The sequence below is a fragment of the Flavobacterium calami genome (genome assembly GCF_038290035.1).
Classification (GTDB): Bacteria; Bacteroidota; Bacteroidia; order Flavobacteriales; family Flavobacteriaceae; genus Flavobacterium; species Flavobacterium calami.
On the sequence record NZ_JBBYHS010000009.1, the window covers coordinates 139,443 to 153,711 of the forward strand.

Below are 14,269 nucleotides of genomic sequence, written 5' to 3' on the forward strand. Positions count from 1 at the left end.
CAATTTTTTGCAAGGCAGGCGGGAAGAAGCAGTATTAATCTAAAACTTTAAAATTATGGAAATCACAGGACGCTTAACCAGAGATGCCGTTGTCGCCAACACAGCAAAAGACAGACAGGTCGTTAATTTCTCCATTGCAGTTAATGACACTTACAAAGCCAAAGGAAGCACGGAAGTTAAAAAAATAGTCACCTATATCGACTGCTCTTATTGGCTCAGTGCAGGTGTTGCCCAATGGCTCAAAAAAGGGACAATGGTGGAACTCTTCGGACGAATCGGAGTGAATGCCTATCTCAGCGCTGAGGGTAAAGCGGTAGGAAGCCTCACTTTTCACACCAGTAATATTAAAATACTGCTTTTCACATCCGATGTTCAGCCTGTTCAGGCAAAGAATGTTGCTTCTGAAAAAAGTAAAAATGAAGAACCTGACGACCTGCCTTTTTAATCCAAGTAAATGTATAAGCCTAATAAATAAGTTATGAAAACCTCTGACAATTTTAAAGCCGTAATTGAAAATTTCCTCAGCGGGAAAGCGCTCAGCGATACCGCTTTTGCACAAAATTTCAGCAAAGCATCCAAGAACTTGGAAGGCTGTTTTAATTACATTTTTGCTGAGGTAAAAAAAACGGGGTTATGCGCCTTTGCCGATCAGGAAATATTTGACTTGGCTGTTAAATATTACTCCGATGATGCTATTGAACACCCACAGCCCGTAAACTGCAGGGCTGTGGTCAATCAGCCTGCCAAAGCCGATTTGTTCACTTCCTTACCTGAAGTTTCCAAAAGCATGCCTCCTGCAGAAAACAAGATGCCTGCTTCTAAGCCTGAATCAAAAACCTTAACACTTTTTGACTTATGATACCTAAAACCATCATCGAAAAACAGATAACGGGTCTCAGTGCTTCCCTTGCGCCTGTAACAGGAAAGATGCAGTCTTGGGCAGAAAAAAACATTTTCCTGAAATGGGGTGTGCTCTCAAGGGGAAAATTCCACTGCCTTGAATGCAGTCACATTTGGAAACCTGATGGGCAGAAAGCATCCTGCCAAAAGTATATCAGATGCTCGGCATGCGGGGGCAAACTCAAAATGCAAAAGTACAATCAGGTTAATTTCCGGGAAATAGAGTATTGGGCTGTTGTGGATGTCTGTGCGGGATTTCAGGTGGTGCGCATCATCTGTTCGCACAAACAAATGAAAAAGAATTTCCTGCCGTCTTATTTTCATAAGGAAGTCATGCAGCACTGGATTAATCCAAAAGGGGAGGTGCGGACCCTTTCGCTTGGCACCAATGTTTTTTCAAATGCCTATGATGCATGGAAATATTATTCCTCTCTTGAAATCCGACCAAAGAATTTTGAAAATTCTCCCAAATACCGCATAAATCCCTATAAGGTTTATTCAGGTGCAAAGACACTTGCAGTCTTAAGAAGAAATGGTTTCAAAGGCAGTTTTTACGGCATAGCACCGCAGATGCTTTTTACGGCTCTTCTGAAAGATTCCCATGCTGAAACACTCCTTAAGACAGCGCAGACCGATTTTCTGAAGCATTATCTGTTGTCTCATTCACAGCATATCAATGAAAATTGGCAGGCAGTTAAAGCATGCGCTAAAAACAGTTATAAGGTAAAAGACTTCGGACTTTGGGAAGATTACATCGCTCTGCTCAGATGGTTTAAAAAGGATTTGAGTGATGCGGGTAATGTATGTCCCGACAACTTGGAACAGCAACATGAAAGGCTGGTGGAGAGAAAACGTAAAATTCAGAGACGTCAGCATATCAGGGAACTTCGTTTGGAAATACAGCAGGCGCAGGTCAGCTATGAACAGCAGAAGAAACAATTTTTCGGACTTGAGTTTGCAGAGGAAAATCTCAGCATCTGCGTCATGGAAAGCGTAAGGGATTTTCTAGAGCAAGGGGACATACTGCGCCACTGTTTGTTTACCAATGAATACTATAAAAAGAAAAACTCCCTTATCCTTTCGGCTAAATTCGAAAACAAACCGGTAGAGACTATTGAAGTGGCGCTTCCATCACTGGAAATAATGCAGTGCAGGGGAACTAAAAATAAAGTTTCCCCGCACCACTCCCAGATTATCAAACTATTGGACAAGAATCTGTATCAGATTAAAAAGCGCATAAAAAATAAAAAAGCAGAGAGAGCCGAAAATTAGTTTTCGGCTTTTTTATAACATAATGTTAAATTTTCGCGCCCAGACACTCAAAGGCGGGGATATTGTCCTAGAGGTTCAGGCTTAATTCCAAAACAAAGTTCGGGAACAAGATGCGGTTCGTCCAAAAAAATTCCCCCATAAATGCAGGGGCGAAACCCTGCTTTATTGCGTTGCTTTTTTGGCTCGCTTACTCATTCCCGGCTCAGGTTCCATAATTAATCTTAAAACTTTAGAAATCATGGAAACTATTAAAACACTTCAGAACTGGAATCAGGTAGCAGAAATTGAATTGGTCTACAAAACAAAAGTAAAAGCATCCGAAAGACCTTTTATAAATTCTTCAAAAACGGCTTACCAGCTGGTGCTCCAGTCTTGGAATTCCGATACAATTGAATTTTTCGAGCAGTTTAAAATCCTTCTTATCAATCAGTCCAATAAGGTACTTGGCATTTACGAAGTATCTTCTGGAGGTATTTCAGGCACCATAGTTGACCTCAGACTGATATTTGCAGCTGCACTTAAAGCAAATGCAGTATCGCTGATTATGATCCACAACCATCCATCGGGACAAACTAGACCCTCTGAAGCTGACATACAGATAACCAGAAAAGTGAAAGAAGCAGGGAAAATTCTGGATGTCACACTGCTGGATCATCTGATCATTACCCCTGAAACCTATTATTCCTTTGCAGATGAAGGAGCTTTTTAGCTCCTTTATAATAATTAATATTAGAAATAGGCATAAGGATAGTATATATTTAAGAAGTACTATTTGATCAATGCGCATAAAGCTATTATGGTCCCAATGATGCAGGCTATCCATGAAAGTATTTCTATGAAGGAAAGTGTTTTTGGAATCAGGTGTGTTTTTTTTCTTTTTCTTTTTCAGGTTATATCAATAATATAACTTCATTTCGTAAAGATTTTAATAACTCCTTTAAATCAAATACTCCATCTTTCCACGCTCGCTTTATATGCTCACGATCGGTAGTTGCAATTTGAAAATCACCAATTTTGGTACCAAAATCAATTTTATTCCATCCATGAATATAATCTTCTCTGCCTTGAAATTTTACATTTATATAAGCTGCTGCCTCTTTGAGTATATCATCTAATTCTTGATAAGTTTCAAGCAGCAACTCTTTGTCTTCTTCAGTAAATTCGTATCCGATTTCTGCAGCTCTCAAATACAGTATTCCAGGCAGATTATCTGTTCGTTTTAATGGTCATTTGTTTTTTTTTTTGATAATAAATGTCATTATTGTCTTATTCAATTATAAATCAGCTGAGATGGCTGTTTTTTTTATCAGCAGTTCCCTTTCTTTACATCGCAGATCAGCTGAATTATAATATTTTTCGTACCACTTGTAGCTTGTTGAGTTATCATGCAGGAAAAGTTCCCGGTCGGCATTTCCTGCTGCGGGTTGCGCCTTTTTGTTTATCCAGTGGAAATGATCTATTAACCTTATAGCCTCAATGGCAAAAACCGTTACAATCTCACGGTCTCGTATTTCAATTAAGTTATCTCCGTTTTTCTGCTCAGGGTTGAAAGCAAGGTTGCTGCTGCCGCAGTAAACCACAGGATTATTACCCTTAAAATCCACCACAATGAATTTATGATGTATGACATGCCCAAGACCAGGCTGTCTGGCAATCTCACTGAAAGGTTTTGGAAGTTGTGTTTCTATATCAAGGGCACTGATTTTCACGCCCTGAGTACTATTGGGTTTGTAGAGCTGAATGTCTTCATTTTCATCGGTGATGCCGAAGGTGAAAATCTTATCCGATGCCAGATGGGTGTGAAGGGCATCCAGTATGCTGCTTCTGCTGTTGTCTATCATCACTGCAAAGAGCACATCGCTTTCGGCATCAGCTATTCTGTTGGAGATTTTATCAAAAAGAATATCGGTGTACGCACGGGTGTGCGGTGAAAAACGAATGGTCATATCCACAGGGTCAGATGCTGAAAAATCATAATCAGTCCCGGCATAAACGCTGTCTGCGAAATTATCCATTTTGTCAGCTCCAAATGAATTATCAAAGACATCTGCATAAAGCTGGGCTGCAGCAGGATCATTAAAAGTGATCAGGTGGTTCGCATTTATATACAAACCGTTTGTAGTGAAATTAGCTGATCCGGTCAAAACCTTGACAGCTTTTCTATCGGGAGTGTTTTCTCTGACAATTAATAACTTTGAGTGCGCCTGACTCCTATAGTGCCCGCGGAACAAATCACCGCTGTTTTGGGCAATGCTGTTGAATTCATTTTCAAACAGGGTCTCATAGTCCTCCGGTCCGCTGTGGTTGGGATAGTCATCTAGAATGATTTTGGTGCGTCCCTCTGATGCTAAGGTAAGCAGACTCTTTACAATATAGGGTTCATTTAGGTCATAGGCAAAAACATCAAGGCATAAATTTTTGTCTCCCAGTACCAGATCCAGCGTGTCTTTGATTTTTTTTCTTGCCTGCCATCCCAGATATTTGTGGATTTCTTCATAAGTGAATTCACGCTCATATTCCCGGTGGTTCTGATCAAGTTTGATCGTTGAGCCAGCTGTTTCCTTTATGTCAAAATTTAATGTTTTTACTTTAGGACGTAGTTTTATCTGATTCCCGAAATGGTGTGCGAAGGCCTGTGAGGATATGAAAGACCTTGTGAAATTAACCTCGCATTTCTCGTCGGTGAAAGGACTTACATCTATGGTTACAGTCGCTTTGAGGGTTTCATCAAGCGCTAGAAGCTTACTGTCCTGGAAATAACGAGGATATACTTCATAAGTATAGTCGCCAAAATAAGGGTCATTCCAGTAATGCATGGTAGAGGGTACATGAATCCATCTGAATTTCTGGATAGGAGCATACAGACTGCTGAAGTACTGCGACTCTTTTTCAGGCTGGTCGGGAAGTACAATAGCGTCCCTTAGTTTCATCCGGTTATAAATGAAATAAGAAGGGCGGCCCGTAACAGTAATTTTTATTGTAAAACCGGCAAGGTTCTCTTTTCTGCTTTCTTCAAGGTCAAAAGCTAACAGTGTCATAGCATCACCTTTATGTGCAAGCACACTCATTCCATTTTCAGAGGAGTATTTTTCCATATCTGTTTTTTTAAGTTATTGGCTGTTGTAATTTTAAAAAGGCAGATACAAAACGTTTAACGGCTTTTATCTTTAATTTTTTTGAAATATGGGATTAAATTTATTATAATTAACTGGTTTACAATCAGGTAGTTTTACTTGTTTTTAAAATGTAATTGCCTGCATTTTGATATTTTTGCCTCAAGCTGGCCAATTACATGCTTTATTCAATTCACTAGTTGCCCATTTTAAGTCTTGGAATGTTAATTTCATGTTCCTGGGGATAAGGTGCTTGGTGGTCAAGCTGAAATCTGAGCGTATTTTCTGATGGGATTTGTATATCCACTCTCTCTCATGTTCATACCGAGGAGCAGCAAAAGCAGATCTAATTACCTATCGTGCATAATTTGGATCGCTGTTTTTTCTTTGTTTTACTTTTGGCATACTAACTTATAAAGAGCAGATAAATGTCAAACAAAAATCAAATGGTTATGGGAAAAGCAAGGACAAATCCGGCTGAACAAAAAGCAGTAGATAACAGGTCAAATCAACTAAACCCTAATAATGGTAAATATATGATGTCTCGGCAAAAGAGCGCTGGAAAACCCACTGCAGGCAAAGACGATCCTTGTGATTGGGACGAGGATACCTTTGGTGATGACTGGGAGTATAATTATGATTGAAACGAAATAAATTTCATGATATTTACCTGAGGTTTTGATCATCAAAGCTGCTGTAATGTATTATCTTAGTTCATCTTTTTTTACCCGATTACAAACCGCAATTTTTTATGCTAAATAAAGTTTTAGATAATCATGCCGCAGCTTGCAGTAAGCTCTCCTTTGAAGAGCAGCAGGAAATAATTAATGCTTTTTTCGCTCTGTTTTATGGGGGAAGAGAAGAATTAATATGCCGGTTAACCCAGTTAAAAGACCAGTCATATAGCGATCAGGAAATTTTTGAAATGCTCAAAAATGAAACTAATTTGGATTTTTGGCTTAAGGTATCAGAAATAATACAATTGGATACTATCACAGGGGTAATTAAAACTTCTTCCAGTCTGCAGGAATCAGCAGATGAATTAATGAATTTAATTACAGATCATGATGGGATAAAGAAAATCTTTGAGATGCAGAAACCACTTGCGGAGTATAATTTTAAAACTGTATTTAACACTGACCTGCAGGGAAAAAACATCGATGAATGCAAAGAACGCACAAAAGGGTTAGTGTTTGTAACTAAAGAGACAATCGCAAAGGAATTTGAATGTAATAAGAGAACCTTATCAAAATGGCTTAGAGAGCATTTTGGAAACAGATTTAGCAGAAATAACAGAAAGATTACCATAAACGAATACATCGAAATTTTTGAAGCCTTCTTTCTAAGCGAAGATGAAAATCTGGACTTGAATAATGATCTGGATAAATATTTAAAGAGAGTAGAAAAAGGGATGAGTTTCAGCAAAAGTGATTTGGCCTGGTTATGTTCTTCTGATTTGAAAACCCAAAAAGGAAACCTTAAGAAAATCGCATTTTACTCATCCATAAATAAATTTCCCTATTCAAAATTAAAAGAATGGGCACTAAAAATGGGATATGAATTGGAGTTTTAATTTAAATGAATTAATTTCAGACAGACAAGTTTTACTTCGGGTACTGTTATGCCTGGTTATAGCATAAGTTTTTTCTCTGAAGATCTGTAATCATTAAGGTGCTTTTTAAAATTTCAAAGCAGGATTATCCGCCCATTTAAGACCGATAATCCTGCTTTAAATATTTATATTCCCTTATTTCCCTTTTGCATTTAAACAAAATAGGGCAGACAGAGCTTTCCAGTTTGCAATGAGCCATCCAACCCAATTAATGGATACAACAAAAGGGACTATTTTTGGCGCATACAATGGCCGGGATGGGAATTGCTTCTAATGACCATATTGCAAAGAGCCGGACAGAAAACCGCAAAGAGGACCGCAGCGAAATCAAAAGTTGCAATTAAAAAGAAATAGGAATGCCGTAACAGATCTCTATCGCTCGATGGGGGAGAGTGGTATTTCTCTGATCAGAACGGCATTCTAAGGGGCTGTCTTAATAAAAAAACAGCTGAAAGTCAGCGTTTCCAATTTAGGGCCTCAACTTTTTGCCCCTCATGCTTAACTGCTCTGAACCAGCTCCGCACTGTAATGGCGGAAATCAGGCGGGTGGCTCAGAAGAGGGAACAGCCAGCGGTTTATTTTGCCCACCGCCTCGGAACTCTTATAGCGCTGATGGCTCTCTTTGGAATCAAATTCAAGGTAAGCAACAAACCGGTTCGGACTCTCAGGGCTGTTGAGATAATCAAATTTTATGCATCCTTCTATAAGACGTACATCACGGGCTATCTCCAGAAGGAATCCCGAGAACTTCTGTATATCCTGCTCCAGGCAGGTCATCGAAACATATACGATTTCTACTGTTTTCATATAGGCCATTTTTTTTGGGAAATGTCACTGCCGGCCGTAAAAATTTCCTTGTCTCTTAGAAATGCTGAAACCCATATAAGCACCAGCGGTATAAGGGCTGTCTTGGGGCTGCCGTAAGACAGTTCAACGGCAAGAGCGCCTGCAAAATAACACGACAGTAGGATAAAGCCGATTTTCAGGGTTCTGGGAAAAACAAAAAGTGCGGAAAATAAAATTTCCATAAGCCCCAGCGCGATAATGTACTGGTCAACCGATACTTTCTGCATTTTGGCGGTAATCTCATCGCCCTGCAGCAGTTTCATAACGCCGCTCATCACCACTAAGGCCGCTGCAAGTATCGTAATTGTCCAGGTGATAATCTTTTTTGTTTTCATATTTATAGTCTTGATTAGATGCAAATTTACATATCTTTACTTTCGATAAGTTAGCAGTATATCAAAGGATAGTAGTATCGTAAAGTAAAGTAGTGTTACTTAGGTTAGTGATTTATAGGTAAATTAAAATTCACAGTAAAAATGAAAAATAGCGACCTGAACAACAATATGGCCGCAGCAGATCATTCCCTGCATGAAGTATGCAGGGCAAATCTGCTTCCGGTGGGAGATGCCCTTTACGCAATAGGAGGGAAATGGAAACTGCGCATCATCATTGCCCTTTCATCAGGGCATACACGCTTTAATGACCTGCAGCGCTCTTTGGAGGGAATATCGGCCAAAACCTTGTCCAATGATCTTCGGGACCTCGAACAAAATGGCTTTGTTATAAGGAATGTCGATAATGCAGTACCCGTTGTAGTGAGCTATGTCCTTACCGAGTATAGCTATACACTTCAAAATGTTATTCACGCACTGGCAGAGTGGGGGACCATGCACAGGCAAAAAATCAAACAGGGCTGATACTTGAAATACAGTACAGCCCTGTTAATTATAGTCCGGTGTAATATGCTGTACAAGGTCTGGAAAACGATCCGAATCTTTACTTTCTTCTCCAAGGCTTATCTTTTGGTTTTGGGATGAAATTCGTAAAAAAGCTGATTTTCTTATGAATACATAGAATCCTTAGGGTGCTTTTGATTTATGATCACAGCAGTTTCACATCGATATTTTTGTTTCTCGGTAAATCCAGGTAGGGAAATCGTGAAATGACAGCCCGTATGTTTTTTTGACGTACCCCCGGCTCTCCCCATATGATTTCCACTTCACTGCCCAGCTCGGAATCTTCAATGTTTATAATGCACAATGAAATCATGACCCTATAGTAATTGCTGTAAACCCTCCCGCTTGAGATCCCTATTGTTTTTCCGTTTTTGACCACATCGTCAGAATGAACCGCCGTGTTGTTGGAAGTCCATATCTCATTTGCGGCGAGGTCCATATATTGGTATTCTTCTCCCTGCTCGAATTGGGATTGATACACCTCCAGAATATCATCGCTGTTCCAGACCAGTGTGACAGGCATGCGTTTTGGGTTTTTCAAAACAGCTTCTATGGCCTTACGTCCTATAAAGTCATGATCAAGGTGTATACGGTTGCTCCAGCCCGCCTCAACAGGATTTAAGTATCGCTTTTCAATAGAGCTCCCAGCGCTTCCCGCCAGATTATCCAGTATCATGTTGAATTTGTCTCCAATGTATTCCATAAAAGCTTTATCCTGATAATAGGCAGCGGAAAAATGGATAAACGACTGCACAAAGCCGTTTTCAGTGTGGTTCATCCCATATACCTGCATTGCTAAGCGTTCCATGCCAAAAGATTCTCCGGCCTTCAACAGTGCAGTATAAACTTCCTGCGCATCCTCTATCGGGCCATGAACCTCGTAGGCCAAGGTCCCGGCAACACCCATTCTAAGGATCCGTACGTCATATTTTTTATCGGGCTGCTCATCGCTGTAAATCCGGCTCTCCCGGTGATGGAAGAAGGCGATGTCACGAAGGCTGCTTTTTGTTGCAGCCTCCAGTACGGCAAGTGAATTTGGTCCGCCGATTTGAAATAAATAAACTTTTCCGCTGAGGTCTTCTCCCTTCACCTTGTACTTGCCGCTGTCAGCAAAATAGTTGATATAGGGGCTTAAAAAATAGCTCATATACTCATCATTTCCCAAGCTCAGCAGGATGCCGTCGGCCATTACATTGCCATTTTCATTGCACATAACAGCATGGCGTGTTGTTCCCTTTGAAAATGTTTTAAAGTCATTCACGCAGGTGTCAGAAAAAAGCCTGACAGCATCCTTGCCGCTGATTTTATAGGGATATGCAGGATTAAGTCCGGCATGCAGGTAACAGGTATGTTTCCAGGAAAGCGATTCCTTTTTGAATCCCGAAAAGCTGTAGGGAGATAAATGCTCAAAGGCAGTGTTGTAATCTGATACATTTTTATCTATAGGGAGATAAGGGCTGTGTGGTATATTCTCGGTTTTATTATTTTTCATGATCCATTTTTTTATATACACAAATTACATATTTTTTTAAAACAAACCAAATGTTCGGTATCTTTGTGAAATGGAAAACCCGTACAAGAGAAAAAAGGAGCCTTTGGCAAATAAAAAACTAATTCTGGAAACGGCCGCCGAGATAGGGGCATCGATGGCATGGAGCGATGTCACCTTTCAGGCAATAGCACAAAAGACAGGATTAAGCAAAGGAGGCATAATTCATCACTTCCCATCCAAGGAAATACTCCTTGACGAACTCTTTGAGCAGAGTCTTGCAGAATTATCGGTGTTGATAGAGCACGAAAAAGAAAATAATCCCCAGCTCCAGCCTGCCTATGCTTATTTGAAAATAGTATGCGGCGATATGCCCGAGGGCTGTTATTTAAATACCATGAACGTGATCCTCAAGGGAACCGTTAATAATGGTCATTTTCGCGATAGGTGGAAAGAGTGGGTACAGCAATATCTAGCCCTTGATTTTGATAATGCAGATGCGCTTTCCTTAATGGCGCTTCTCGTAGCAGACGGCATGTGGTTTTCGGACATTTTAGGGATTTATCCTATCAGCAGCCTGCAGAAACAAAAAATTCTCCAGCTGATAAACAGTTTGTAAATCAAGCAGTAGTATTTCCAGGAGCAGTCATTCGGGGAAAGCTCATGTTTTTTACAGGCTTTCAGTGCAGGATTAATTTCGGAAGCCTAAAATTACGGTTGGGGTGTAAAAAATGCTTCTACAGTAACTTTTTTAATCGGTAAATTGATTAATTGATCAATTTTACTTTCATAATTGCTTAAATAATCTTTTATGAATTTACCCTTAACTATCATAGCGGCTACCAATTTTACTCCTATAGCCAATAACGCGGTCAGCTATGCGGCCGGCCTTGCAAAAAGTGCAGGAGCAAAACTTATTATTTTTAATTCTTTTACCCTCACCGTACATAGTTCCAATGCTCAAATAAGCGGTGAGGCACTGCAGAAGCAGATCGATACAGCTGCATCAAGGCTTGATGCCTTTGGCAAGAGCCTTGCCGGCCTTTACAATATTGAGGTCAGCTCGTTCTGCAGCTATTCCTTTTTGGAAGAACAGCTCGCCGGTTTAATTAATAATTACAAGCCCGAACTTGTCGTTATGGGAATGGCAGAACGCTCTTTCGAGCAGGAGCTTATAGGGAATTCCACTACAGCAGTCATAAAAAAACTCAATATTCCCGTGCTGGCAGTTCCCTTAAACGCCCATTTCCATAAGGCGAAAAAAATATTGTACGCCTGCGACTCCATAAGCTTATCTTCCATAAAAAGGTTCAGCTGGCTGCGCCAGGTAGTGAGCACCCTTGGAGCTGAAATCGAGTTTTTCAGTGTAGATGAAAAGCTGCACGATATCAAGCAGGAGCAGGCCGTGGAATCTGCATTGCTGAGTTCGGTAATTGAAGAAGAATTCAGTAAGGTGAAATATATCTATAAGACCGTAAGGTCTAATGCTGTAATAAGCGAGATAGAAAAGGAAATAAAGCATTATGGTGCCGAACTTCTGGTAATGGTTCCTCAAAAATACGGCTTTTGGGATTCCCTGGTGCATAAAAGCAAAACTGCCGTGATGGCGGCCGGACTTGATATTCCGCTATTGTCTTTTCCAAATTACAATCAATGACTTGTTTTTCCAGTCTCAAAATATAAAAAGGCTTTCAGCCCCTATAACTTTATCCGCAGCAGATCATGAAGAAAAATTTTTTCAGCTCTTCAATTTTACTCAGTATTCTTCCTGTCCTTTTTTTTGTTTTGGGATGCATATCACTGATAAAATCCTCACCGGCATTGTATGAAATAGACACGGACTATCTAATATCCCTGTTTCTCATTACAGCTTTGGGAAGTTATCTCTTTCTAAAGAACATGGTCTCGGTCTTTATTAGTTTCCTCTGTACAGTAAATACGCTTATTGCTGTACTTTTTTTTATTGATCTGTTCCAGCTGGAATATTCAGTATTTACAGCTGCAGCTATTCTAGTGAGCCTCTTTTTTTCTGTTTTTCTAAATACAATGCTCTTGTGCGGCATCAACAGGTATAAAAAACCTTCAGAAGGGGCACTGCCTGCCGTGGAAAAAACACTAACGATGCACTTTTATACTATAATGCTGTCCCTTGGCGGGGTATCATTGCTGAGCCTTCCTGCCTTTTATCAGAATGAGCACGTTTTTTTTCCCCATTTTACAACAGTACTGATCTCAGGGAGCGCTTCGGCTGTAATAAATGCGGTAATGCTGCTGCCGCTTCTGGCCAATTGCTGGATGGGCTCTGTAAATGAAGAGCGCATGCAGGATGACCTGGAGCATTCATTTTCAGAAAAGGCTGTTTTACAGCTTAACAGGAGCATTGAAAAAGCAGTTGGGCTGCTGGCATGGGTAATAAGCCCTGTTGTTGATTATAAGCCGGCCTGCTGGTTAATTACCCTTTTCACTGCCTTGAGCATTGCATGCATGGGGGCGGTTAAATTTGAAAACAATTTATCCCTTGGAAATTCACAGGGCAACTCGCTCATTATACTGCCGATAGTTTACTTTTTAGTGGTCGTGCTGCGTTACGAAAGTTACGCACTGGCATTTGCAGCTGTTTTTTCGACGCTTTTAAATTATTTTTTACTCGACGCGCTCTGCCAGGCATTCCTCTCTGAATCTGAAATCCTCAAAGAGATCTGTTTTTACGGCAGTCTGATTGTCAGCTTCATTGGGACTTATCTTCAAACCGATATGGCATTTCGCTGTTCTAAAAATAATGCTGTTCAGCCCGGTACGCTGCTCGGTTCACTCTCAAAAACGGTTTATGTGGTTTTTGTATCAATGGCAGCAGCTGTACTTTTTATGGTAATGTCTCTGTACTTAAGCGGCACGCCTGACTTGAAAGCACTTCTGAGAGCTGCAGTTATCACTAGTTCCAGTATTATTCTGCTATTGCCGGTGCCGGCTTATCTAAGTGTTTTTCTCAGCCTGCAGGAGCTTCTGCTCAGGAAACGCAAAAAGAAAATAAATAGCATCTATCTGTAAAAAAACGATCAGGATGTATCATAAAATAAATAAAACATAAAATGAAGGCAGCTATTACTGCAGTGGGAGGCTACGTGCCTGCTTCTGTACTGGATAATAAAACAATTTCAGAAACAGTCCAGACCACCGAAGACTGGATCCAAAAAAGAACAGGAATAAAACAAAGAAGGATAGCATTGGGAAAAGGAACATCTGATTTGGCCTGTGCAGCTATTGATAACCTAATGGAGAATTATCAGGTAGACCCGGCAGAAATTGACGGTCTGCTTCTGGCAACCGCGACCCCGGATCATATCCTGGCTCCAACGGCGGCCAAAGTATGCCGCATGAGCGGTCTGGTAAATGCTTTTGGAATGGATCTAAATGCTGCCTGCAGCGGATTTTTATTCGCACTGGAAATGGCGGCAGGAATGATCGAAAGCGGCAGGTATCAGAAAATTATTGTAGCCGGTGCAGACAAAATGAGCTCAATTGTCGACTATGAAGACCGCAGTACCTGCATACTTTTTGGGGATGGGGCCGGAGCTGTGCTGCTGGAAAAGACAGGGTCAGGATACGGAATGATGAGAAGTATCCTGCGTTCCGATGGAAGCGGTACGGCATCACTGCTCGTGCCGGCAGGGGGATCGAAATTTCCTGCCAGTATGCAGAGCATCGTGCATCGAAAGCATTATATAAAACAGGATGGATCCCTGGTGTTCAAAAAAGCGGTAGAAGCCATGAGCGGAGTTTCCCAAGAGGCGCTGGAGCATAACGGTTGGAATGCGCAGGATCTTGACTGGATGGTGCCGCATCAGGCAAATCTGAGGATCATAAATGCGGTGGGCGAAAATTTAAAGATTCCGTCTGAAAAAATAAAAGTCAATATTGAGAAATACGGTAATACAACATCTGCAACCGTTCCTTTGTGCCTTTGGGATTTTGCAGCTGATTTTAAAGCCGGGGACAATATGCTTATTACTACCTTTGGAGCGGGGTTTTCATGGGGCGCACTGTGTTTAAAATGGGGAGTTATGCGCGAAAAAAAAATGCAGAATGAAGTAAAGACTGCTCTTGAAAATAAAAATGTTTTAGCCCTGCAGTAAAAAAGGCC

At 40.7% G+C, this 14,269-nt stretch carries 16 protein-coding genes; 11 read left to right on the plus strand and 5 right to left on the minus strand.

Annotation, left to right across the window (positions count from 1 at the left end; translation table 11 throughout):
• Positions 1-55: 55 nt before the first annotated feature.
• The 4 genes from AAEO57_RS09955 to AAEO57_RS09970 all read left to right on the plus strand — a co-directional run bounded on the left by AAEO57_RS09955 (position 56) and on the right by AAEO57_RS09970 (position 2,881).
• Positions 56-445 carry a single-stranded DNA-binding protein gene (locus tag AAEO57_RS09955; protein ID WP_341692108.1) on the plus strand — a complete coding sequence of 130 codons (390 nt, stop codon included), beginning with the start codon at positions 56-58 and terminating at the stop codon, positions 443-445.
• 33 nt (positions 446-478) lie between these two features.
• Positions 479-859 carry a PcfK-like family protein gene (locus AAEO57_RS09960; protein WP_341692109.1) on the plus strand — a complete coding sequence of 127 codons (381 nt, stop codon included), beginning with the start codon at positions 479-481 and terminating at the stop codon, positions 857-859.
• A complete protein-coding gene (locus tag AAEO57_RS09965) occupies positions 856-2,172 on the plus strand; it encodes a PcfJ domain-containing protein (RefSeq protein WP_341692111.1) in 1,317 nt (438 codons plus the stop codon). The genes AAEO57_RS09960 and AAEO57_RS09965 overlap by 4 nt, the downstream gene beginning before the upstream one ends.
• A 238-nt stretch (positions 2,173-2,410) precedes the next feature.
• Positions 2,411-2,881: a JAB domain-containing protein gene (locus AAEO57_RS09970; RefSeq protein ID WP_341692113.1), complete on the plus strand. Its 471-nt coding sequence runs from the start codon at positions 2,411-2,413 to the stop codon at positions 2,879-2,881.
• Between the two features lie 181 nt (positions 2,882-3,062).
• Here the strand turns inward: AAEO57_RS09970 and AAEO57_RS09975 are convergent, their stop codons facing one another.
• Both AAEO57_RS09975 and AAEO57_RS09980 read right to left on the minus strand, forming a co-directional pair.
• Positions 3,063-3,359: a hypothetical protein gene (locus tag AAEO57_RS09975; RefSeq protein ID WP_341692115.1), complete on the minus strand. Its 297-nt coding sequence runs from the start codon at positions 3,357-3,359 to the stop codon at positions 3,063-3,065.
• Between the two features lie 87 nt (positions 3,360-3,446).
• Complete coding sequence (locus AAEO57_RS09980) at positions 3,447-5,267, minus strand: phospholipase D-like domain-containing protein (protein ID WP_341692117.1); 1,821 nt, start codon at positions 5,265-5,267, stop codon at positions 3,447-3,449.
• A 470-nt stretch (positions 5,268-5,737) separates the two neighbouring features.
• Between AAEO57_RS09980 and AAEO57_RS09985 the strand changes: the two genes are divergently transcribed.
• Both AAEO57_RS09985 and AAEO57_RS09990 read left to right on the plus strand, forming a co-directional pair.
• Positions 5,738-5,929, plus strand: coding sequence for a hypothetical protein (locus tag AAEO57_RS09985; RefSeq protein ID WP_341692119.1), 192 nt, complete (start codon positions 5,738-5,740; stop codon positions 5,927-5,929).
• Between the two features lie 107 nt (positions 5,930-6,036).
• The gene (locus tag AAEO57_RS09990; RefSeq protein WP_341692121.1) at positions 6,037-6,858 is read left to right on the plus strand and encodes a hypothetical protein; all 822 of its coding nucleotides are present in this window, start codon (positions 6,037-6,039) and stop codon (positions 6,856-6,858) included.
• Between the two features lie 537 nt (positions 6,859-7,395).
• Here the strand turns inward: AAEO57_RS09990 and AAEO57_RS09995 are convergent.
• Complete coding sequence (locus AAEO57_RS09995; protein WP_341692123.1) at positions 7,396-7,704, minus strand: putative quinol monooxygenase; 309 nt, start codon at positions 7,702-7,704, stop codon at positions 7,396-7,398.
• The gene (locus AAEO57_RS10000) at positions 7,701-8,078 is read right to left on the minus strand and encodes a DoxX family protein (protein WP_341692125.1); all 378 of its coding nucleotides are present in this window, start codon (positions 8,076-8,078) and stop codon (positions 7,701-7,703) included. Before AAEO57_RS10000 ends, AAEO57_RS09995 begins: the two co-directional genes overlap by 4 nt.
• A gap of 141 nt (positions 8,079-8,219) precedes the next feature.
• Between AAEO57_RS10000 and AAEO57_RS10005 the strand changes: the two genes are divergently transcribed.
• Positions 8,220-8,600: a winged helix-turn-helix transcriptional regulator gene (locus AAEO57_RS10005; protein WP_341692127.1), complete on the plus strand. Its 381-nt coding sequence runs from the start codon at positions 8,220-8,222 to the stop codon at positions 8,598-8,600.
• Between the two features lie 184 nt (positions 8,601-8,784).
• On the opposite strand, the gene AAEO57_RS10010 is transcribed toward AAEO57_RS10005, so the two are convergent.
• Positions 8,785-10,131, minus strand: a complete 1,347-nt coding sequence (locus AAEO57_RS10010) for an aminomethyl transferase family protein (protein ID WP_341692129.1) — start codon at positions 10,129-10,131, stop codon at positions 8,785-8,787.
• A gap of 70 nt (positions 10,132-10,201) precedes the next feature.
• Between AAEO57_RS10010 and AAEO57_RS10015 the strand changes: the two genes are divergently transcribed.
• The 4 genes from AAEO57_RS10015 (at position 10,202) to AAEO57_RS10030 (ending at position 14,261) form a co-directional block, all read left to right on the plus strand.
• Positions 10,202-10,747 (plus strand): TetR/AcrR family transcriptional regulator, encoded by a 546-nt coding sequence (locus tag AAEO57_RS10015; protein ID WP_341692131.1) that lies wholly within the window; start codon positions 10,202-10,204, stop codon positions 10,745-10,747.
• Positions 10,748-10,939: 192 nt separating this feature from the next.
• Complete coding sequence (locus AAEO57_RS10020; protein ID WP_341692133.1) at positions 10,940-11,785, plus strand: universal stress protein; 846 nt, start codon at positions 10,940-10,942, stop codon at positions 11,783-11,785.
• 65 nt (positions 11,786-11,850) lie between these two features.
• Entirely contained in the window at positions 11,851-13,176 is a 1,326-nt protein-coding gene (locus tag AAEO57_RS10025) for a hypothetical protein (RefSeq protein WP_341692135.1), read from the plus strand.
• A gap of 41 nt (positions 13,177-13,217) precedes the next feature.
• The gene (locus AAEO57_RS10030; RefSeq protein WP_341692137.1) at positions 13,218-14,261 is read left to right on the plus strand and encodes a beta-ketoacyl-ACP synthase III; all 1,044 of its coding nucleotides are present in this window, start codon (positions 13,218-13,220) and stop codon (positions 14,259-14,261) included.
• The last annotated feature ends 8 nt before the right edge of the window (positions 14,262-14,269 follow it).